This window comes from Gilliamella apis, assembly GCF_002142155.1.
Taxonomy (GTDB): domain Bacteria; phylum Pseudomonadota; class Gammaproteobacteria; order Enterobacterales; family Orbaceae; genus Gilliamella; species Gilliamella apis.
The window spans coordinates 1-23,328 of record NZ_NASD01000015.1 but is presented as its reverse complement, the minus strand read 5'-3'; the positions used below and the strand labels follow the sequence as shown (position 1 = coordinate 23,328).

The following is a 23,328-nucleotide window of genomic DNA, read 5'->3' as shown; positions in this document are numbered from 1 at the left end:
TAATCAGATATTAATTCTTATTATGAAAAAATTTTTAAATTGAAGGGCATTAATCTTAAAAAAAAATTAAAACCAATAAAAACAATTGGTTAATATAAGATATAAGCTTCATTAATATACATGGGTTAAGTGATTAAAATATTGACTTATAAATAATATTTATTTGACCTAAAACTTATTTTTAATTACCTTCACACCTAATATGGGATTAATGCCTATACCTTCACAAAAAATAATAACGATGAATTTGAGGCAATGATATGTTATATAACCAGCATCATGAAAAAGATAACTGCGGATTTGGTTTAATTGCTCACATTGAAGGGCAACCAAGTCACAAAGTGGTGCGTACCGCAATTCACGGACTTGCTCGCATGCAACACCGTGGTGCTATATTATCGGATGGTAAAACCGGTGATGGCTGTGGTCTTTTAATGCAAAAACCAGACCGATTTTTCCGACTAGTCGCCGAGGACGCAGGTTGGCGTTTAGCCGCTAATTATGCTGTTGGCATGCTATTTTTAAGTCAAGATGAAGCCGAAGCTCAAGCTAGCCGTAAAATTGTTGAAGAAGAGCTAGCAGAAGAAACCTTGTATGTTTTAGGTTGGCGTGAAGTGCCAATCGATAAAAGTGTTCTGGGTGAAATCGCACTCTCATCACTACCAAGAATTGAACAAGTATTTGTCAATGCACCTGCTGGCTGGACCAAGATTGATTTAGAACGCCGTCTATATATGGTTCGCCGTCGTATTGAAAAACGAGTGCAAGATGATACGTTTTATGTCTGTAGTTTTTCAAATCAGGTTAATATCTATAAAGGCTTATGTATGCCGAAGGATTTACCTCGATTCTATTTAGATTTGGCTGATATTCGTATGGAAACCGCAATCTGTTTATTCCATCAACGTTTCTCAACCAATACTGTACCGCGTTGGCCACTGGCGCAACCATTTAGACATTTAGCCCATAATGGTGAAATTAATACTATTGAGGGGAATCGCCAATGGGCAAAAGCGCGATCTTACAAATTTAAAACACCATTGATTCCAGATCTACAAGATGCGGCACCATTTGTTAATGTCACCGGTTCTGATTCAAGCTCGCTAGATAATATGTTGGAACTATTTTTAGTCGGCGGTATGGATATTGTCCGTGCTATGCGTCTATTGGTACCACCTGCATGGCAAAACAACCCTGATATGAATGAAGATCTGCGTGCTTTCTTTGATTTTAACTCTATGCATATGGAACCATGGGACGGGCCTGCTGGTATTGTTATGTCAGATGGTCGTTATGCTGCCTGTAACTTAGACCGTAATGGTTTACGTCCTGCTCGTTATGTTATTACTACAGATAAACTCATCACTTGTGCTTCAGAAATCGGTATTTGGGACTATCAACCCGATGAAGTCGTCAGCAAAGGGCGAGTGGGTCCGGGTGAATTACTGGTAATTGATACTGAAGAAGGTCGCATTTTACAATCTTCAGAAACCGATAATGATCTCCAAAAACGTCATCCATATAAAGAATGGATGGCTAAAAATGTGAAACGTCTGATCCCATTTGAAGATCTTCCAGATGATGATATCGGCTCTCGTGATTATGACGACACTTTACTCGCTACTTACCAAAAACAATTTGGTTATAGTGCCGAAGAGCTCGACCAATGTATTCGAGTTTTGGGTGAAAACGGCCAAGAAGCAACCGGCTCAATGGGCGATGATACACCGTTTGCCGTGTTATCTAGCCGTCCGCGCTTAATTTATGATTACTTCCGACAAAAATTTGCTCAAGTAACTAACCCACCTATCGATCCATTGCGTGAAGCACACGTTATGTCGCTTTCAACCAGCATTGGGCGTGAAATGAATGTGTTTGCCGAAGCTGAAGGTCAGGCACATCGGGTGGCATTTAAATATCCAGTATTGGTTCATTCGGATTTTAAACAATTAACTACTTTAGAATCACGTTATTACAAATCAGAAACGCTTGATATCACATATGAGATTGACGGTAGTTTACGTGACGCAATTGAACAGTTATGTGGTGATGCTGAAGCAAAAGTCCGTGCAGGAACAGTATTACTAATTTTATCCGATAGAAATATTGCCCCTGATCGTTTACCGATCCCTGCGCCAATGGCGGTCGGTGCCGTACAACAACGTTTAGTTGAAAAGAACTTGCGCTGTGATGCCAATATCATTGTTGAAACCGCAAGTTGTCGAGATCCGCATCAATTCGCCGTGTTACTTGGCTTTGGTGCAACAGCAATCTATCCATATTTAGCCTATGAAACCCTAGCTCAAATGGTAGATAATGGCACTGTGAATAAGTCTTATCGAGAAGCAATTCTTAATTATCGCAATGGTATTAATAAAGGCTTATACAAAATCATGTCCAAAATGGGCATTTCAACTGTTGCTTCTTACCGCTGTTCTAAACTATTTGAGGCAGTAGGTCTAAATGAAGAAGTGGTTGAACTCTGCTTCCAAGGGGTAACTAGCCGTATTAGTGGTGCCAATTTTGATGATTTTGCTCAAGATCAGTTCAATCTTTCTAAGAAAGCATGGCTACGGCGTAAACCATTAGAACAAGGTGGATTGTTGAAATTTGTGCATGGTGGTGAATACCATGCTTACAATCCTGATGTAGTACAATCACTACAAAAAGCGGTAAATAATGGTAATTATGAAGATTATAAGCGCTATGTAGATATCGTAAATAATCGACCAGCTGCAACCTTGCGAGATCTATTAAAACTTAATCCACCTGAAAACGCAGCTATCGCACTTGATAAGGTGGAACCAGAAGAGTCATTATTTAAACGATTTGACTCGGCAGCTATGTCAATTGGTGCATTAAGTCCAGAAGCGCATGAATCATTAGCCGAAGCCATGAACACCTTAGGTGGTTTTTCTAATTCTGGTGAAGGCGGTGAAGATCCTGCCCGTTATAACACCATCAAAGTATCACGTATCAAACAAGTGGCTTCCGGCCGATTTGGTGTAACACCGGGTTACTTAATGAGTGCTGACGTGATTCAAATCAAAGTTGCTCAAGGTGCAAAACCAGGTGAAGGTGGTCAATTACCAGGTGATAAAGTAACACCTTATATTGCAAAATTACGTTTTTCTGTACCGGGTGTGACACTAATTTCACCACCACCGCATCATGATATTTATTCAATTGAAGACTTAGCGCAATTGATTTTTGACCTGAAACAGATTAATCCAACTGCAATGATTTCGGTTAAGTTAGTGTCCGAACCAGGAGTAGGTACTATCGCAACCGGTGTTGCCAAAGCCTATGCCGATTTAATCACCATTTCAGGTTATGACGGCGGTACCGGTGCCAGCCCATTAACATCGGTTAAATATGCTGGCTCTCCTTGGGAACTTGGTCTGGTTGAAACCCAACAATCATTGGTCGCTAATGGTTTACGCCATAAAATACGTTTGCAAGTAGATGGTGGCTTAAAAACCGGTGCCGATATTGTTAAAGCGGCAATTTTAGGTGCTGAAAGCTTTGGTTTTGGTACTGGACCAATGGTGGCATTGGGTTGTAAATATCTCCGTATTTGTCATCTTAATAACTGTGCAACCGGTGTTGCCACTCAAGATGAGAAGTTACGTAGTGAGCATTATCACGGTCTACCAGAAAAAGCGATGAACTATTTCCGTTTTATTGCTCGTAATACTCGTGAAGTTATGGCAGAACTAGGCGTTAGTCGAATCGTTGATTTGATCGGTCGTACTGATTTACTTCTTGAACTTGATGGCATTACTGCAAAACAACAGAAATTGGATTTATCAAGCTTGCTTGAAACGGCAACCCCAATAGAAGGTAAACCGGTTCACTGTATTGAAGACAATAAACCATTTGATAAAGGTGTGCTGAATAAAGAGATTATAACCCAAGCACAACAAGCAGTGGATAATCGTCAAAGTAAAAGTTTCTACTTTGACATTCAAAATACTGATCGTTCTGTTGGTACAACTTTATCTGGTTATATTGCTAAAAAATATGGCGATCAAGGCTTAGTCACATCCCCTATTTCATTGAATTTCAACGGTACTGCCGGACAAAGCTTTGGTGTATGGAATGCAGGCGGTGTTGATTTAACGCTTACTGGCGATGCCAACGACTATGTTGGTAAAGGTATGGCTGGAGGTCGTATTGTCATTCGTCCACCACAAGGTTCGGCATTTTTAAGCCATGAAGCGACCATTGCTGGTAATACCTGTTTGTATGGTGCCACTGGAGGTAAATTATTTGCTGCTGGCCGAGCAGGTGAACGTTTTGCAGTGCGTAACTCAGGCGCTATAAGTGTGGTTGAAGGCATTGGTGATAATGGCTGTGAATATATGACTGGCGGTATTGTCTGTGTGTTAGGTAAAACAGGCGTTAACTTTGGTGCAGGTATGACCGGTGGTTTTGCTTATATTTTAGATACTGATGGTGATTTACATAAGCGAATCAATAAAGAGTTGGTCGAAATGTTAGATGTTGCTGACTATTCAATTCATGAAGAGCATCTACGTGGTTTAATTATGGAGCACGCACAACTAACTCACTCATCTTGGGCTGAAGAAATATTAGCTAATTGGGAAGATTTTGCTAAACAATTTGTATTAGTTAAACCAAAATCTAGCGATGTTAAAGCATTATTAGGTCACCGTAGTCGGTCAGCAGCTGAACTACGTGTTCAGGCACAGTAAGGAGAAAACACGATATGAGTCAAAATGTTTATCAGTTTATCGATTTACAACGTGTCGATCCGCCTAAAAAATCGCTAAACATTCGTAAAATTGAATTTGTAGAAATTTATGAAGGCTTTTCAGCTTCGCAATCTCAAGCACAGGCAGATCGTTGCCTTGCTTGTGGTAACCCTTATTGTGAATGGCGTTGTCCAGTCCACAATTACATTCCAAATTGGTTAAAATTAGTTACTGAAGGTAAAATTTTAGAAGCGGTTGAGTTATCTCATCAAACTAATAGTTTACCTGAGGTATGTGGTCGAGTTTGTCCACAAGATCGTCTGTGTGAAGGATCTTGTACCTTAAATGCTGAATTTGGTGCCGTAACCATTGGTAATATTGAACGTTATATTACTGATGAAGCGTTCAAAATGGGCTGGAAACCAAATTTATCTAATGTTGAAAAAACAGGCTTAAGAGTCGCAATAATCGGCGCTGGTCCGGCTGGTCTTGCTTGTGCTGATGTATTAGTTCGTAATGGTATTACACCAGTCGTTTTCGATCGCCATCCAGAAATTGGCGGTTTATTAACTTTCGGTATCCCTGCCTTCAAATTAGACAAAGAAGTCTTAATTAATCGTAGACGCATCTTTACCGAAATGGGGATTGAATTCCGTCTAAATACTGAAGTCGGCAAAACCGTACAATTAGCTGATCTTATCAGTGAATTTGATGCTATTTTTGTCGGTGCTGGTACTTATCAATCAATGCGTGCCGGGCTTGAAAATGAAGATGCTGATGGTGTCTATGATGCATTACCATTTTTAATTGCTAATACTAAACATATTATGCAGCACCAACAAACTGACGATGCGCCTTATGTAGATATGAAAAATAAACGTGTCGTGGTATTAGGCGGTGGTGATACAGCCATGGACTGCGTAAGAACGTCTATCCGTCAAGGTGCTACTGAGGTGACGTGTGCATATCGCCGTGATGAAGCCAATATGCCTGGTTCTAAACGTGAAGTTAAAAATGCCAAAGAAGAAGGCGTGCAGTTCCAATTCAATGTACAACCGCTGAGTATTGAAATTAACAATGTAGGGCATGTTACTGGCGTAAAAATGGTAAGAACAGAGCTTGGCGAACCCGATGCGAAAGGTCGTCGCTCACCAGTGATTATTGAAGGCTCAGAATTTGTGTTACCGGCGGATGCGGTGGTAATGGCATTTGGCTTTAAACCGCATGCAATGCCGTGGTTAGCTGAACATGGGGTTGATTTTGACGATAGAGGACGAATAATTGCCCCAGAAAGCAAAGGTTATCAAACTTCGAATGCTAAAATCTTTGCTGGCGGAGATGCTGTGCGTGGTTCTGATTTAGTCGTTACGGCAATAAGTGAAGGCCGTAAAGCTGCTGAAGGAATCTTGGATTACTTAGAAGTTTAAAAACGACGCTTGAATTCCAATTCAACATTTAAACCCGCTAATTTATGGCGGGTTTATTTATGATAATATAAGTCACTTTTTATAAATAGACACGTTGAGTGCCTTTTTCTGGTTGAAAAGTAGCTTTACCAAATTCATCCAAAAAATAAGCAATATGATCGGTTTTATCACCCAATAAACGTCCTTTTACTTTATTCCATGTTAATAACGCAATAGTGGCATCGGGCTCACAGCAAATTAACATTGGTTGTTCAAATTCTTGATTCCAATAGAACTGACCGCCATATAATTTATGTGCAGTTAATAACAAATAACAGCCATATTCTTGTGATATCATATTGAGTTGTTCTTCAGGAAGACCAAAGCTTTTATCTGCCATTTCACCAATAATCATTTCAACAACAGTAATACTCTTTTCAGAGTAATCCAATTGATTAATACTCCAAGTTGGGCTATGTAAAATAGCATTTTGAGACCAAGCCTCTATTTCTTGATATAATTCATTTTTTTGTTCAGTCATTTTTATTTACTTCGCTAGATGATTTTTCTGTTTGCTTGACAATTTGCCATGCATCTTCCATTTCTTCAAGTGTTGCATCAACTAAATTGCGATTTTTTTGCTTTAGTAATAATTCAACCTGTTTAAAACGCCTAATAAACTTGTTGTTAGCATTTTGTAAGCTTAACTCCGATTTAACTTTTAGATGTCTTGCTAAATTGACGGTAGCAAACAATAGGTCGCCGATTTCTTCCTCAACTTTTGATTGATCAATAGTCGATTGTGCTAATTCTTGTTCAACTTCATTAAGTTCTTCTTTAACTTTAGCTATGACTGGTTGTAGTTCAGTCCAATCAAATCCAACTGACGCACAACGTTTTTGGATTTTTTCAGCCTTCATTAATGCCGGAATAGCATTGGGAATATCATCTAATAGCGAATATTGCTCCCGCTTATCACGTTCTTGTTGTTTAAGCTGTTCCCAATTTGGTTTACTCGTATTATTTGAAAAAATATGCGGATGACGACTGACCAGCTTATCAGCGACAGTACGACAAATATCATCAAAATTAAAAAAACCTTGTTCACTTGCTAAATCCGCATAAAAAACAATCTGAAACAGTAGATCACCCAGTTCACTTTTAAGTTCAACCATATCTTGTTTATCAATTGCATCTAAGACTTCATAAGTCTCTTCTAAAGTATAGGATTTTAACGAGTCAAAAGTTTGTTTGTTGTCCCATTCACAGCCATCAATAGGGTTACGTAACTTTTTAGTAATATCCTGTAATCGTTTTAATTCACTTAACATTTTTCTCACAATTGGTTAATGATTAAGAATATAACCAGCATAGCATAATTACGCTGTGACTAATCTTTAATATACAAATTTTATTGTTTAAGAATAAAAATAACTTACAGCAAATAAATCAAGAAAAATGGGCAAAATATGAACTTAATTGTAGAATTAATGGCAGATAAAACATAATTAAGTATATAATAACAGGCTATCAATTTAACTTTAATATATAGGTAGTATGAATAATTTACGAGAACTTACACTACGCGGTACCATTCTTGGTGCTTTAATTACTATCGTCTTTACAGCCTCCAATGTCTATTTAGGCTTGAAAGTCGGATTAACTTTTTCATCAGCCATTCCTGCCGCAGTCATTTCCATGGCTATTTTACGATTATTTTCAGGATCGACAATTTTAGAAAATAATATGGTGCAAACTCAAGCCTCCGCAGCTGGAACTTTATCATCTGTTATTTTCGTTATGCCTGGTTTATTAATGATGGGATATTGGAGTAATTTTCCTTTCTGGCTAACCTTTTCAGTTTGTGCTGCTGGCGGCATGTTAGGGGTATTATTTTCTATTCCATTACGTCATGTTATGGTAGTGAAAAGTGATTTACCTTATCCAGAAGGTGTCGCTGCTGCTGAAATATTAAAAGCCGGTTCGAAAACTAACGATAAAGAAGCAAATGATGGATTAAAAGATATTGTATTTGGCGGTATTATTGCCTCTACAGTGAGCTTATTTACTAATGGATTTCGTTTATTATCTGATAGCACTGCTTATTGGTTTACTGGTGGTAAATCAATATTTCAGATCCCAATGGGATTTTCATTAGCATTACTAAGTGCTGGCTATCTAATTGGTATTATTTCAGGAATTGCGGTATTAATCGGAACAATTATAGCTTGGGGATTTGGTATTCCTATCCTAAGTGCCCTTACTGATTATGATACATCCCAACCTCTATCTAAAATTGCAATGGGATTGTGGGCCACAGATATTCGTTTTATCGGTGCAGGTACCATAGCAATTGCCGCAGTCTGGACATTACTGACTTTAATCAAACCAGTTATTGAAGGTTTAAAAACATCGTTAAAAACACTTCGCTCAGATATTTCTGTAAACGATATTGATCGAACAGATAGAGACTTGTCACCAAAAACTATTTTTATGATTATGGCTGGCATGTTAATTATCTTAGTTGCAACATTTTACTCTTTTATTTCTGATAGTGGTTTATCAACTGGTATTGCTTGGTTACTAGTAATTTGTGCTGTTTTATTTGCATTTATTATGGGATTTTTAGTTGCCGCTGCCTGTGGTTATATGGCTGGTTTAGTTGGTTCTTCAGCCAGTCCTATATCAGGTATTGCCATTGTTGCTGCTATAGCTATTTCACTAATATTGCTTGGCTTAAGTGAAACACATGGTATGCTATCCTCAGTTGAAGGAACTGACTTTATCACTGCATTAGCCCTATTCACAACTAGTGTTGTGTTATCAATTGCATGTATTTCAAATGATAATTTACAAGATTTGAAAACAGGTTATTTAGTTCATGCTACGCCATGGAGACAACAAGTAGCACTTTTGATTGGTTGTGTTGTTGGTGCAATTGTCATTGCCCCTATTCTTGAAATACTCTATAACGCTTATGGTTTTACTGGTGCGGTTCCTCGTCCAAATATGGACCCTACGCAAGTATTGGCTGCACCTCAAGCAACTTTGATGACAACCATTGCTAAAGGAATTTTCTCACATAATCTTGATTGGACAATGATCTTGATAGGTTTAGCGGTAGGCGCAACAGTTATCATCATTGACCTAATTTTAGCCAAAAAGAAAACTAAATTCCGTCTACCTGCTTTAGCTGTCGGACTAGGTATTTACTTACCACCAAGTATTACAATGGCTATATTTATCGGTTCATTATTATCATGGATAGTAAAACGTCAGGCATATGTGAAAGCAGAAAAACTAAATTTAGATCCAGAAACTGAGTTCAAAAAAGTAGATCGTAAAGCATCCTTAATTGCATCAGGTTTAATCGTCGGTGAAAGTTTAGTTGGTGTTATACTTGCCATTGTGATTGTCATTAGTGTCACTAATGGTGGTGGAGATGCACCTCTGGCAATATTCCCTGACTTAGGCAATATGTCTCAATATTTAGGATTATTTGTTTTCATTACGATCTGTTGTCTTATTATTCGCAGATCTTTGTCAGCACTTAAACGATAATATGATTATGATGCCCTTTATCAGGATACTGATAAAGGGTATTTATGACTATTTAAGGTTACGGCCTAAATTAAGTGTTAAGGCAATATTCATTGAGGTTTGATAAAGATTTGCTTTTGCCGTTGCTGATTCTAGTACTTCAGACAAAGTCGCAACTTTACTTAAAATACTAAACATGGCATTAATACCATAAGGATAAATGGTTTCAGCCTTGTCACCCAAACTACCAACAATAGCAATTACTGGTTTTTGGTATTTTTTGGCAATATTAGCAACCCCTACTGGTACTTTACCATTGATACTTTGGTAATCTAATCGCCCTTCACCGGTAATAACTAAATCTGCATTAGAAATAAGCTTATCTAGATTTAGTGCTTCAGTAATAATTTCAATTCCAGGCCTTAATTTAGCATTCATAAACGCTAATAAAGCAGCCCCCATTCCACCAGCAGCTCCCGTCCCTGGGGTAAATTCAATATCCATATTAAAGCTACGTTTTATTACTTGAGCAAAATGTTTCAGATTTTCATCAAGTAAACGAACATCATCTTGTGTCGCGCCTTTTTGCGGACCAAATATAAATGAAGCACCATTCGCACCAGTCAAAGGATTAGTAACATCACAAGCAACTTCGAAATCACAGAATTTAATTCTGTGGTCAATTTCACTAATATCAATTTTATCAAGCTCGCTTAATGAAGCTCCACCATAACCAATTTGGTTACCGGCTTTATCAAGAAGCTTGACACCTAGAGCCTGTAACATGCCAGCGCCCCCGTCATTGGTAGCACTCCCGCCAATGCCAATAATAAATTTTTTACAACCTTTATCTAGTGCATCTTTGATTAATTCTCCAGTACCATATGAGGTCGTAATTTTCGCATCTCGCTTAGTAACAGGAACTCTTTCAAGACCACTTGCTGCGGCCATTTCAATTACCGCTGTTTGTCCATCTCCTGAAATACCATAAAAAGCCAAACCTTTTTCACCTAATGGGTCAGTAATCGATACTGTGATTTTATTTCCATTTAATGCATCAACCATTGCATCAACAGTACCTTCACCACCATCAGCAACTGGAATCAAAAAGTATTCAGCCTTTGGGTATACGTTTAAAAATCCATTTTTAATTATATTAGCAACCTCAATCGCACTTAGGCTTTCTTTAAAAGAATCAGGAGCAATGACAATTTTCATATTTATCCTTATGCAATTAGTCAAAGTATTGAGTATGTCGCCATACTCAATCTTAACCTTAATTATTTAATTTCTATTTTTGCTAAAGATTCATAGTAACGTGCTAATGCACTATGATCACAATCACCCAGACCATCAGTTTTTAGGGCTTGCATCATTTCCATTACAGATGCAGTTAATGGTAATGATGTTCCAACACCATGCGAAGTATCTAAAGCATTTTGTAAATCTTTGATATGTAAATCAATTCTGAAACCAGGTTTAAAATTACGATTTAAAACCATTGGTGCTTTAGCATCTAGTACAGTACTTCCAGCTAATCCACCACGAATTGCTTGATAAACTAACTCTGGATTTACGCCAGCTTTAGTTGCTAAAACTAATGCTTCTGACATAGCCGCAATGTTCAAAGCAACAATAACTTGATTTGCTAATTTAGTTACATTACCAGCACCAATTTCACCAGTGTAAACCACTGAACCAGCCATGGCTTTCATTATGTCATAATGTTTATCAAAGATAGCTTTATCACCACCTACCATGACCGATAAAGTACCATCAATCGCTTTAGGTTCACCGCCACTCACTGGCGCATCTAACATTGCCAATCCTTTTTTAACGACTTCATCATGAATTTCACGGCTTGCCAATGGTGCAATTGAACTCATATCAATAATCGTAGTACCAGATTTAGCACCATCAATTATCCCATCTTCACCTAATACAACCTCTTTTACATGTGGTGAATTTGGTAACATGGTAATAATCACATCACAAAGTTTAGCAACTTCTTTAGCATTTACGGCACTTTGTGCCCCTGCAGCTACTACTTCATCCACTGCAGATTGATTTTTATCACAAACGACTAATGAATAACCTGCTTTTAACAGGTTTTTGCTCATCGGTTTACCCATAATACCTAAACCAATAAAACCAATTTTCATTTTACTCTCCTTTTTTTACGACTAAAATAGTATTCGTTACTTTAAAAACTTATCTGCTAGCGCTTGGGTTGAACTTCTTAATAAACCTAGATCATTACCTACAGCAACGAATGTTGCCCCCATATCAATATAATGATGAACATCAGCTTCTATTGGTGCCAAAATACCGCATGCTTTACCTTGTGCTTTAGCAACATCAAAAACATGTTTTATCGCTGCTTGCACTTCAGGGTGCTTAGGATTACCAAAATGGCCTAATGAAGCAGAGAGATCACTCGGTCCAACAAAAATACCATCAATACCATCAACTGCAGTTATTGCTTCAACATTATTAACTGCTTGTTGAGTTTCAATTTGTACCACAACACAAATATTTTGATTAATTTTAGTAAAATAATCAGTAATAGTGCCAAAGCCATTACTACGATGAGAAACAGAAACTCCTCTTACCCCCTCAGGTGGATAGCGGGTATAAGCTACTGCTGATTTGGCTTGTTCTACTGTTTCTACATATGGGATTAAGAAATTATAAAACCCAATATCAAGTAATCGCTTAATTAAAACTTGATCATTCCAAGCAGGACGAACTATTGGTGCACTACTACTATCTTTTAATGCCATCAATTGCGGTACAAACGTGGTAACATCATTAATCGCATGCTCACCATCTAGCAACAACCAATCAAAACCAGCTAAACCAAGTATTTCTGTTGAAATTGGATTTCCTAAAGCAGCCCAACAACCAATAAGTTTTTTACGCTCTAACATATCTTGCTTAAATTGGTTGTGGCAGGTTATTTTTTTCATAATTTACCTTTTAAATTCTCGAGTTATTTTTGATAATAATAGTTCAATTATCTAACCAAACATGGTTTTTTATTATCAAACTGCCAGCCAGGAATTAAATATTGCATGGCCATTGCATCATTCCGGTTACCAAGACCCATTTTCTTAAATAACTCATGAGCTTTCATTACTTGATCCATATCAATTTCAATGCCTAATCCTGGTTTTTCAGGAACCTTAATTTTACCATTAATAATTTGTAATGGTTCTTTCGTTAAACGTTGGTTACCTTCCTGCCAAATCCAATGAGTATCCAGTGCAGTTGGATTGCCTGGTGCTGCTGCACCTACGTGTGTGAACATAGCTAAAGAGATATCAAAATGGTTATTAGAATGTGAACCCCATGTTAAACCAAATTCATGGCACATTTGTGCAACACGAACTGAGCCATTCATGGTCCAAAAATGTGGATCAGCTAATGGAATATCAACAGATTGTAACGATAATGTATGTCCCATTTGACGCCAATCGGTTGCAATCATATTGGTAGCAGTCGGTAAACCCGTGGCTCGACGAAATTCAGCCATGACTTCTCGCCCTGAATAACCTTGTTCAGCACCACAAGGATCCTCTGCATAAGCCAAAGTATTTTTCAAATATTTACCAATGCGAATCGCTTCCTCTAATAACCATCCTCCGTTAGGGTCAAGTGTTACTCGAGCATCTGGGAATTTCTTTTTAATTGCTATTACTGCTTCTGCTTCATCTTCTGCTGATAAAACACCGCCTTTTAATTTGAAATCGCGGAAACCATATTTTTCATAAGTAGCTTCAGCCAATTGGGCAATTTTTTCAGGCGTTAGTGCTTCTTCATGTCGTAGGCGATACCAATCACATTTTTCATCATTTTGACTTTGATAAGGTAAATCTGTTTTGTTGCGATCACCGACATAAAATAAGTATCCTAACATTTCCACTTCATCACGTTGTTGACCATCGCCAAGTAATGATGCCACGGTAACGCCTAAATGTTTACCAAGTAGATCTAACATTGCCGCTTCAATCGCAGTAACAACGTGAATTGTTGAGCGTTGATCAAATGTCTGATTGCCTCGACCACCAACATCACGATCAGCAAATTGAAGACGCACTCGATTCATCACATTTTTATATTGGCCAATAGATTGACCAACAACTAATGATTTAGCATCTTCTAATGTTTTAGTAACCGTTCCGACGCACGGTACTTCGCCGACACCAATGTTGCCTGAGTTATCTTTTAGGATAACAATATTTCGAGTAAAATACGGTGAATGTGCACCACTTAAATTAAGTAGCATACTGTCATATCCAGCGACAGGATAAACATTCATTTCCGTTATAATTGGCGTTGATAAACTCATAATATTAACCTCTTAAATTTCTTGTATTTCTCTAATTCTGTTTTAACGAACCATGCAAGGTCGTTTACGATCAAACTGCCAACCAGGTATTAAATACTGCATTGCAATAGCATCATTACGTGCACCATTTGCTAATTTTTTATGTAATTCATGAGCATTCATAATTTGTTGCATATCTAATTCAATGCCTAATCCCGGTTTATCATGCAGTTTAATTTTGCCATTACTTATTTCTAATGGATTTTTAGTCAATCTGGCCTGTCCTTCCTGCCATATCCAATGAGTATCAAGTGCAGTTGGATTGCCTGGTGCCGATGCACCAACATGACTAAACATCGCTAATGAGATATCAAAATGATTGTTAGAATGGCAACCCCAAGTTAATCCCCATTCATGACAAAGCTGAGCAACCCGACTTGCACCAGTTAAAGTCCAAAAATGCGGATCTGCTAAAGGTATATCAACGGCTTGTAACATAATAGAATGACACATTTCTCGCCAGTTAGTTGCAACCATATTCGTTGCTGTTGGTAGACCTGTGGCACGACGAAACTCAGCCATTACTTCACGTCCCGAATAACCATTTTCCGCACCACAAGGGTCTTCGGCATAGGTCAGGACATGGTTAAGCCCTTTACATAATCGTATAGCATCTTCCAATAACCAACCGCCATTAGGATCTAAAGTAATTCGAGCATCTGAAAAACGTTTTTTTAGCTCAGTGACCGTTTCAATCTCTTTTTCACCAGCTAATACACCACCTTTCATTTTGAAATCTTTAAAACCATAGCGATCTTTTGCTACTTCAGCTAATTCTATTACCGACTGAACTGTCATCGCTTCGCGGCGTCGAATGTTGTACCATTCATGACCATTTTTGAGTGGCTGGTCATAAGGTAGATCAGTTTTCTTATCATCACCAATATAAAACAAATAGCCTAAAACAGTTACTTCATCTCTTTGTTTGCCACCACCCAATAATTCAGCCACAGGCACATTTAAAAATTGCCCCATTAAATCTAACAGTGCTGATTCCAAAGCTGCTACAGCATTAACTCGTAGTTCAAATGTCCATGCACCTTTACCAAAAGTATCATAATCAGAATCTAAATAGCCTTGATGCATATCATTTACGATACGGTTAAGAATCGAAATAGGTCTACCTTCAACATGTGCACAAGCTTCCTTCAATGCATTTTCAATTGTTGAACCACCAGGAGCCTCACCAACACCAACATGACCAGCATTATCTGTTAATATAACAATATTACGGGTAAAGTATGGACCGTGAGCACCACCAATGTTCATTAACATACTGTCATAACCTGCAACAGGTATAACTTGCATCGAAGTAATAATTGGCACTGATTGAGTATTCATACTACGATTCTCCATTTCATAAATTTGTTTTGTTATTATTTAATCCTTTTTCTTTAATTCCATTCGTTTAATTGGACCAACAAGAACTAAATAACTGAAAGCAGCAACAAACGCATGACCGGCAACAAATACTAATGCCCATTCAAAGCGCCCTGTCCATGCTACAATATAACCAATAATAATTGGAGAAATGATACTTGATGCATTACCAAACATATTGAATAAACCACCAGCTAGACCACTCATCTCTTTTGGTGCTGTATCTGCCATTACTGCCCAACCTAACGCACCAACACCTTTGCCGAAGAAAGCCATCGACATAAATAAAATAACTAGACCAATTGAATCAACGTAATTACACATAATCATAGTCATTGAGAATAGCATACCTAAAATGATTGGTGTTTTACGGGCTATTGATAAAGAATTGGTTTTGCGCATAATGAAATCAGAAATAACCCCACCACTAATTCCACCAATAAAGCCACAAATAGCAGGAACTGCAGCAGCAAAGCCTACTTCTTTAATATTCATTCCACGCTGTGTTGCCAAATAAATAGGGAACCAAGTAATAAAGAAGAATGTTAAACAGTTGATACAATATTGACCTAAATAAACACCAAGCAACATTCTATTGGTCAATAATTGCCATAAATAACCTAATTTTGGACCTTCTTGTTTACCATTGTCTTTTTTCTGATCCATATCAACTAAAGCACCACCTTCAACGATATAATCAACTTCTGCTTGATTAGCTAAAGGATGATCTTTTGGATTGCGAATAACAAACAAAGTAACAGCACTGACAAAAATACCCAATCCACCCATAAAGAAGAATACTGATTGCCAACCATACTCATGAGTCAACCAACCCATAATTGGTGCAAAAATAACGGTTGCAAAATATTGTGCAGAGTTAAAAATGGCTACTGCTGTTGCTCTTTCTTTAGCTGGAAACCATGCGGCGGTAATACGGCTGTTTCCAGGGAATGAAGGTGCTTCGGCAAGCCCCATTAAAAAACGGAAGGTAAAAAGCATAATTAGTGCCCAAGCACCAATAAAGAAGTGTACAGTCCCTTGTAATAGAGTAAAAATAGACCAAAATAGAATACTTAAAAAATAAACTCGTTTAGAACCGAATCTATCTAGTAACCATCCTCCTGGTAATTGTCCTATTACATAAGCAATACCAAATGATGACATCACCCATCCCATGGCTGCTGCATCAAATCCTAATTCCCCCGACATTGCTTTTCCAGCTATACCTAATGTTGCTCGGTCGCCGTAGTTAATCGCTGTGACTATAAATAAAAAAACGACCGTCATCCATCTGGCGTTAGTCCTTTTTTGTTTGGTTTTGTTTATTTCCATGTTTAGCTCCTAAACTTATAATTTCCTAAATTTAATTATTAAATATAAAAGGTATAGCTGAAGTAGAAAATAAATAGACTTTTTTACGTTTCTAAGATAATCCACTAATAGTAAATAAGTATGGGGGGTTCATCATAAAAATTCATTGGGTAAAAGCACAAAAAATAAGTGCAAATTACATTTATTTATATGCAAATACATAAATTAATGTTACGTTCTTCACAAAAATTTAATAAAACTACAAAATTTTGTGATACAAAGCGACTTTTATGGGTATTTTTATGATATTTAGCTAATTTATGAACTTATAATTGTGAATATGCACAATGCTATTTATTTTATTCGGATTTAAGATATAACGAAGAAATTATGAGAAATGTTATAAAATTTAATTTGCTATTAATTAATATATAAAAAATTAATTAGCATAATGGGAGTTGAGTAATGGAGAAGCAAATTAACAAGCCGCTCTTTATCAAAATTAAAGAAATTGATAATGTTGCGATTGTTGTCAATAATAATGGATTACCCAAAGGTACAATTTTTGACAATGGACTACAATTAATTGAAGATGTACCTCAAGGGCATAAAGTTGCATTAAATGATATCAACCAAGGACAAGCTATAGTACGTTATGGTGAAACCATTGGTTACGCTAAAAAAGACATTAAACAAGGTAGCTGGATAAATGAAGCTGTAACACTGATGCCTACTGCACCAGAATTGCATGAATTAGAAATAGCAACGAAAAAAACGGATCCGTTACCACCTTTAGAAGGTTATACTTTTGAAGGTTACCGCAACAAAGATGGTTCGGTAGGCACTAGGAATATACTTGGTATTACCATGAGTGTTAATTGTGTTTCGGGCGTTGTTGAATATGTTGCCAAAATCATTGAACGTGATTTATTACCAAAATATCCTAATGTAGATGGCGTCGTGCCACTGATCCATTTATATGGTTGTGGTGTAGCCATTGACGCTCCAGCAGCTATTGTACCAATTCGTTCTATTCATAATTTAGCTAAGAATCCTAATTTCGGAGGCGAAATTATGGTCATCAGTTTAGGATGTGAAAAGTTACAACCAGAGAGACTACTTAAAGGTACTCACGATACCATTCCGATAAAATTAGAAGATGATGACCTTGTTACTTTACAAGATGAACATGGATTTAAAGCCATGGTTGACCATATTTTGCGTGTGGCAGAAAAACACTTACAACGTCTAAATCAACGCAAACGTGAAACAGTGCCTGCATCAGAATTAATCGTCGGAATGCAATGTGGTGGTAGTGATGCATTCTCAGGTGTTACCTCTAATCCATCAGTTGGCTTTGCTTCTGACTTATTAGTAAGATGTGGAGCAACAGTTATGTTTTCTGAAGTAACCGAAGTTCGTGATGGTATTCATTTGCTGACGCCAAGAGCAGCTGATGAAGAAGTCGGTAAAGCACTAATTCGAGAAATGCAATGGTACGATGAATATCTTGCTGCCGGAAAAGTTGATCGTAGCGCCAATACTACACCAGGCAATAAGAAGGGTGGCTTAAATAACATAGTTGAAAAAGCAATGGGATCTATTGCAAAATCAGGCACAAGTCCGATTGTTGAAGTGTTATCTCCTGGTCAAAGACCTACCAAAAAAGGTCTGATTTTTGCTGCAACGCCGGCTAGTGATTTTGTTTGTGGTGCTCAACAAGTTGCATCAGGTATCACATTGCAAGTTTTCACTACTGGCCGTGGAACACCATATGGATTAGCGATGGTACCTGTCATTAAAATGTCTAGCCGTAATATTGTCGCAGAACAATGGTTCGACCTTATTGATATTAGTGCTGGAGATATTGCTTTAGGCGAAGCAACTATTGAGGATATCGGTTGGCGACTTTTCCATTTAATCCTAGATGTGGCTAGTGGGCGCAAACAACCATGGTCAGATCATTGGAAATTATACAATCCACTAGCTATTTTTAATCCGGCACCAGTTACCTAAAAAACAATAAATTACATATAAATATATTATTAATTGCGATTCTAAATACACCTTAATTATTAAAAAATAAAAAGTGTATTTAGAATTTATTCGTTTCTGTCCAACTGTAATCCAATATATAATAATAATCGATCGTCAAATTTGGCTAGATTTAAACCAGTCAAATTAGCAATTTTATTTAATCGATATTCTAATGTATTACGATGAATAAACAGCTCATTGGCCGTATCACCATTTTGTACATTATTCTTAAACCATGTTTGCAATGTTTTTTGCAGTACACCATTATTATCACCCATCCTTAATTTTTTCAAAGGTAATAATAATTCTTCAGCTTGCCAATCATAACTTAAACCATGTAATAAAACGGGAAGAATAAGTTCTTGGTAATAATAATTACGGATATTCGGCATTCTTTGCTTACCAATTAACATAGTTGTTTTAGCGGTTTGATAAGATTTAACTAATGGATAAGGATGTTGTTCAAAATAATTACCTAATGAAATTCGAATATCTAAATGAGTGGAATCTTTGATGGTAATCACTAATTGTTCTAATTTCTTTTTGTGCTCTAGTAAATCCCATCGACCATAACGATTTAAAGCAGGAATTAAAATAACTAACTCAGTAATAGATTTAATGGCAACTAAATTATGTTGGCTAACATGTTGTATTTGATTTTGTAGATGTTGTAATTCGCTCATAGCAGTATCAATGCCTAATTGGCCACTATCGACTTCAATCATGCATACTACTCGCGGTAACTGTAAATTAATATCTAATCGTTTAACCCATTGCACCATACTTTCAGGCAAGACTTCTTTTTCAATTAGAGTAAGAATCAATTCTTCTTTTAAACGATTATCATAAGATAATTCTTGTAATAATTGGGTTTGTTCCATCATCATTTCTGCTGACATACAAACCAATTCACCAAATTGCCTTATATCGGATGGTTCACCAGTTAAACCAATAACGCCAACGATACGATCATTAAGTTTTAATGGTAAATTGATACCCGGTTTAACGCCTTTCAGACGTTTAACCATTGTGCCATCAATTGAAACAGTTCTTTTTTGAGATATAGCCAGTATTGCACCTTCATGTAATTCTCCAATACGTTCTAAATCACCACTACCAATAATACAACCATCCCCATTCATTACATTGATATTACAATCAATAATTTTCATGGTTCTGTCAACAATCTGTTGAGCAATTTTAGGGGTTAGGCAATAAGAATTCATTACCATGTTAAATTTCCTATTATCATTTTGCATACGCTTTATTTTTTGTTAGCATAACACATTTTATATTGAATCATAGGTGACTTCGTCATGATAGTGTTTGATTCTATCCAAATTCGTAGAGGTATTAATCTACTTTTAGATAATGCCTCTGCAACAATAAATCCTAAACAGAAAGTTGGATTAGTCGGTAAAAATGGCTGTGGTAAGTCCACACTTTTTTCTTTAATTAAAGGTGAAATTCAAACAGATGCTGGCAGTGTTTCTATTCCTGCCCAATGGCAATTAGCATGGGTAAACCAAGAAACTCCAGCATTAGATACAGCGGCTATCGAATATGTTATTGATGGTGATCGAGAGTTTCGAAAATTAGAGCAAGATTTAGAGATTGCTTACGAAAAAAATAACGGTGAGCAAATTGCGCTTATTCATGAAAAACTTGATAACATTGATGCTTGGACTATCCGCTCTCGAGCGGCAACATTATTGCATGGTTTAGGTTTTTCTAATGAACAATTAACGCTACCGGTTAAATCCTACTCTGGTGGTTGGCGTATGCGACTTAATCTAGCACAAGCGTTAATGTGTCGTTCTGATTTACTGCTTCTTGATGAACCAACTAACCATCTTGATTTAGACGCAGTGATGTGGTTAGAAAAATGGTTAAGTAATTATCAAGGTACACTTATTTTAATCTCTCATGACCGTGATTTCTTAGATCCATTGGTTAATAAAATCATTCATATTGAACAGAAGAAATTATTTGAATACACCGGTAACTATTCATCATTTGAGACACAGCGCTCGGCAAAACTGGCGCAACAACAATCCATGTATGAAAGTCAGCAACTTAAAGTTGCTCATTTGCAAAGCTATATCGATCGTTTTAGGGCTAAAGCAACCAAAGCAAAACAGGCTCAAAGTCGAATAAAAATGTTAGAAAGAATGGAATTGATTGCCCCAGCTCATGTTGACAATCCTTTTCATTTTAAATTTAGACGACCAGAATTCTTACCTAGTCCTTTATTAACCATGGAAAATATCGTTGCAGGGTATGGTGATAAAGTTGTTTTAGAGCAGATTAAACTTAATTTAGTACCTGGCTCACGTATCGGTTTGTTAGGTCGTAACGGTGCTGGTAAATCAACACTGATTAAACTGCTAGCTGGCGAATTACCACCGATGCAAGGGCTGATTAGTTTAGCTAAAGGGGTACAATTAGGCTATTTTGCGCAACACCAATTAGAATACTTACGGGCTGATGAATCAGCTTTATGGCATTTAAAACAACTTGCAGAACCAAAGAATACCGAACAAGAATTACGTAATTATTTGGGAGGATTTGATTTTCATGGTGATAAAGTTAGTGAGCCAGTAAAAACATTTTCTGGTGGCGAAAAGGCTCGATTAGTTTTAGCGTTAATTGTTTGGCAAAAACCAAATCTACTGTTACTCGATGAGCCAACAAACCACTTAGATTTAGATATGCGACAAGCATTGACTGAAGCATTAATCGATTTTGAAGGTGCATTAGTTGTGGTATCGCATGATAGGCATTTATTACGTTCAACCACTGATGAGTTTTACTTAGTTCATGATCATAAAGTTGAACCTTTTAATGGTGATCTTGATGACTATCATAAATGGTTGACCGATGAACAAAAGGCGGAAAATCAACCGCAAGAAAAAGATAAACCAGTAAAAAAAGAAGTGTTGCCTAAAGTTTCTGCACAAGAACGTAAAGAACAGAAACGAAAAGATGCAGAAGCCAGAGCACAAATACAACCATTGAAAAAACAGTTACATAAAGAAGAACAAACTATTGCTCGTTTAAATGATCAGTTAAAAGTCATTGAAGAGCAATTAGCTGATTCATCAATTTATGAAACTGATAAAAAATCAGAATTAACGCAATTATTACTTAATCAAAGTAATTTAAAGGCTGAATTAGATGAATCAGAATCAAAATGGTTAGAGCTACAACAGCAATTGGAAGAGTTCGAGAGAAGTTAACCATCAATTTAATAAAATTTAAATACCTAAAAACAAAAAATCACAGCATATAGCTGTGATTTTTTTAATTAGATGACAAATAGATTAACTTTTTTCTACTTGGCTAAAATCAAGTTCAACTGGAGTAGAACGACCAAAAATAGAAACCGATACTTTTAAGCGGCTTTTTTCATAATCCACTTCTTCAACTACACCATTAAAGTCAGCAAATGGACCTTCGTTAACCCGAACAAGTTCACCTGGTTCAAATAAGGTTTTCGGACGTGGTTTATCACCAACTTGTTGAAGACGATTCATAATTGCATCAACTTCACGTTGGCTAATTGGCGCTGGTCTATCTGATGTCCCACCAATGAATCCCATTGTTCTTGGTACACTTTTAACTAAATGCCAAGTTGCATCGTTCATCGTCATTTCAACTAAAACATAACCTGGGAAAAATTTACGTTCGCTTTTACGGCGCTGTCCACTTTTCATTTCTACAACTTCTTCGGTTGGTACTAAAACTTCGCCAAAAGAATCTTCCATATTATGTAATTTAATATATTCACGTAATGATTGTGCAACACGTGCTTCATAGCCAGAATAAGCTTGGATCACATACCAGCGTTTTTGTTGTGTTTCACTCATATTAACGCCCTATTGAAGTTAGATAAAAGATGATTGAACGGAACAAAGAATCCATTCCCCAAAGCGCAGTACCAACAATAACGGTAATAACAGCGATTAATAAGGTTGTTTGTACAGTTTCTTTACGAGTAGGCCATACAACTTTTCTTAGTTCTTTTCGTGATTCTTGCAGAAATGTTATAAACGATTTTCCTTTAGTGGTTGTAAATGCAATAAATAAGGTTAAAAGCGAAACCACAACAACTGCAATAATTCGAACGATCGCATTTGGTTGATATATATCATTAGGTACAGAGAAATAAGAATTTCCCCAAACAATTAACGCAATTAATACTAGAACCAAAACCCATTTAAATTTGTCTAGAACAGTGCTTGTATCTTGACTCTCGTTACTTACTAGCATATAAAACCTATGATTATGTTATTTATAATATTATCCATTTTCCAAAATGCTCTTTCTCTAAAAACATTTTGCTAAACAGACTAGGTAAGAAAGGGTATCAAAAGATACCCTTTCTATGATCGCGATTACTGAAATTATTTAATAACCTTAGCAACAACACCAGCACCAACAGTACGACCACCTTCACGGATAGCGAAACGTAAACCGTCTGCCATTGCGATTGGGTGAATTAATGATACTGTCATTTTGATGTTATCACCTGGCATTACCATTT

At 36.9% G+C, this 23,328-nt stretch carries 17 protein-coding genes; 5 read left to right on the top strand and 12 right to left on the bottom strand.

Annotated features, from left to right (window positions below; translation table 11 throughout):
- The first annotated feature begins 260 nt into the window (after positions 1-260).
- Positions 261-4,718 carry a glutamate synthase large subunit gene (gene gltB, locus B6C84_RS07910; protein ID WP_086320467.1) on the top strand — a complete coding sequence of 1,486 codons (4,458 nt, stop codon included), beginning with the start codon at positions 261-263 and terminating at the stop codon, positions 4,716-4,718.
- A 14-nt stretch (positions 4,719-4,732) separates the two neighbouring features.
- The gene (locus tag B6C84_RS07905) at positions 4,733-6,145 is read left to right on the top strand and encodes an FAD-dependent oxidoreductase (RefSeq protein ID WP_086320468.1); all 1,413 of its coding nucleotides are present in this window, start codon (positions 4,733-4,735) and stop codon (positions 6,143-6,145) included.
- A gap of 79 nt (positions 6,146-6,224) precedes the next feature.
- Here the strand turns inward: B6C84_RS07905 and B6C84_RS07900 are convergent, their stop codons facing one another.
- Together B6C84_RS07900 and mazG are read right to left on the bottom strand one after the other, a co-directional pair.
- Positions 6,225-6,665 carry a hypothetical protein gene (locus B6C84_RS07900; RefSeq protein WP_034900816.1) on the bottom strand — a complete coding sequence of 147 codons (441 nt, stop codon included), beginning with the start codon at positions 6,663-6,665 and terminating at the stop codon, positions 6,225-6,227.
- The gene (gene mazG, locus B6C84_RS07895; protein WP_086320469.1) at positions 6,658-7,455 is read right to left on the bottom strand and encodes a nucleoside triphosphate pyrophosphohydrolase; all 798 of its coding nucleotides are present in this window, start codon (positions 7,453-7,455) and stop codon (positions 6,658-6,660) included. Before mazG ends, B6C84_RS07900 begins: the two co-directional genes overlap by 8 nt.
- 226 nt (positions 7,456-7,681) lie before the next feature.
- Between mazG and B6C84_RS07890 the strand changes: the two genes are divergently transcribed.
- A complete protein-coding gene (locus tag B6C84_RS07890; protein WP_086320470.1) occupies positions 7,682-9,685 on the top strand; it encodes an OPT family oligopeptide transporter in 2,004 nt (667 codons plus the stop codon).
- A 48-nt stretch (positions 9,686-9,733) separates the two neighbouring features.
- Here B6C84_RS07890 and B6C84_RS07885 read toward each other — a convergent pair whose 3' ends face one another.
- The 6 genes from B6C84_RS07885 to B6C84_RS07860 form a co-directional block, all read right to left on the bottom strand.
- On the bottom strand, positions 9,734-10,882 hold the full coding sequence (locus tag B6C84_RS07885; RefSeq protein ID WP_086320471.1) for a glycerate kinase: 1,149 nt from the start codon (positions 10,880-10,882) through the stop codon (positions 9,734-9,736).
- 62 nt (positions 10,883-10,944) lie between these two features.
- A complete protein-coding gene (garR, locus tag B6C84_RS07880; RefSeq protein ID WP_034900830.1) occupies positions 10,945-11,826 on the bottom strand; it encodes a 2-hydroxy-3-oxopropionate reductase in 882 nt (293 codons plus the stop codon).
- A gap of 36 nt (positions 11,827-11,862) precedes the next feature.
- Complete coding sequence (gene garL, locus B6C84_RS07875) at positions 11,863-12,633, bottom strand: 2-dehydro-3-deoxyglucarate aldolase (RefSeq protein ID WP_034900840.1); 771 nt, start codon at positions 12,631-12,633, stop codon at positions 11,863-11,865.
- 47 nt (positions 12,634-12,680) lie between these two features.
- Positions 12,681-14,015 (bottom strand): glucarate dehydratase, encoded by a 1,335-nt coding sequence (gudD, locus tag B6C84_RS07870; RefSeq protein ID WP_034900842.1) that lies wholly within the window; start codon positions 14,013-14,015, stop codon positions 12,681-12,683.
- 42 nt (positions 14,016-14,057) lie between these two features.
- A complete protein-coding gene (locus tag B6C84_RS07865; protein ID WP_065577657.1) occupies positions 14,058-15,395 on the bottom strand; it encodes an enolase C-terminal domain-like protein in 1,338 nt (445 codons plus the stop codon).
- Positions 15,396-15,434: 39 nt separating this feature from the next.
- Positions 15,435-16,766 carry an MFS transporter gene (locus B6C84_RS07860; RefSeq protein ID WP_034900846.1) on the bottom strand — a complete coding sequence of 444 codons (1,332 nt, stop codon included), beginning with the start codon at positions 16,764-16,766 and terminating at the stop codon, positions 15,435-15,437.
- A gap of 456 nt (positions 16,767-17,222) precedes the next feature.
- Between B6C84_RS07860 and garD the strand changes: the two genes are divergently transcribed.
- Positions 17,223-18,761, top strand: coding sequence for a galactarate dehydratase (gene garD / locus B6C84_RS07855; protein ID WP_086320477.1), 1,539 nt, complete (start codon positions 17,223-17,225; stop codon positions 18,759-18,761).
- Between the two features lie 86 nt (positions 18,762-18,847).
- Here the strand turns inward: garD and B6C84_RS07850 are convergent, their stop codons facing one another.
- Positions 18,848-20,008, bottom strand: a complete 1,161-nt coding sequence (locus B6C84_RS07850) for a sugar diacid recognition domain-containing protein (protein WP_034900912.1) — start codon at positions 20,006-20,008, stop codon at positions 18,848-18,850.
- 90 nt (positions 20,009-20,098) lie between these two features.
- Here B6C84_RS07850 and B6C84_RS07845 point away from each other — a divergent pair, with 90 nt between their 5' ends.
- Entirely contained in the window at positions 20,099-22,021 is a 1,923-nt protein-coding gene (locus B6C84_RS07845) for an ABC transporter ATP-binding protein (protein WP_086320473.1), read from the top strand.
- Positions 22,022-22,105: 84 nt separating this feature from the next.
- Here B6C84_RS07845 and nusG read toward each other — a convergent pair whose 3' ends face one another.
- The 3 genes from nusG to B6C84_RS07830 form a co-directional block, all read right to left on the bottom strand.
- Positions 22,106-22,651: a transcription termination/antitermination protein NusG gene (gene nusG, locus B6C84_RS07840; RefSeq protein ID WP_034900847.1), complete on the bottom strand. Its 546-nt coding sequence runs from the start codon at positions 22,649-22,651 to the stop codon at positions 22,106-22,108.
- Position 22,652: 1 nt separating this feature from the next.
- On the bottom strand, positions 22,653-23,054 hold the full coding sequence (gene secE, locus B6C84_RS07835) for a preprotein translocase subunit SecE (protein ID WP_065577660.1): 402 nt from the start codon (positions 23,052-23,054) through the stop codon (positions 22,653-22,655).
- 134 nt (positions 23,055-23,188) lie between these two features.
- On the bottom strand, positions 23,189-23,328 hold a 140-nt coding region (locus B6C84_RS07830; RefSeq protein WP_086320474.1), incomplete at its 5' end, for an EF-Tu C-terminal domain-related protein.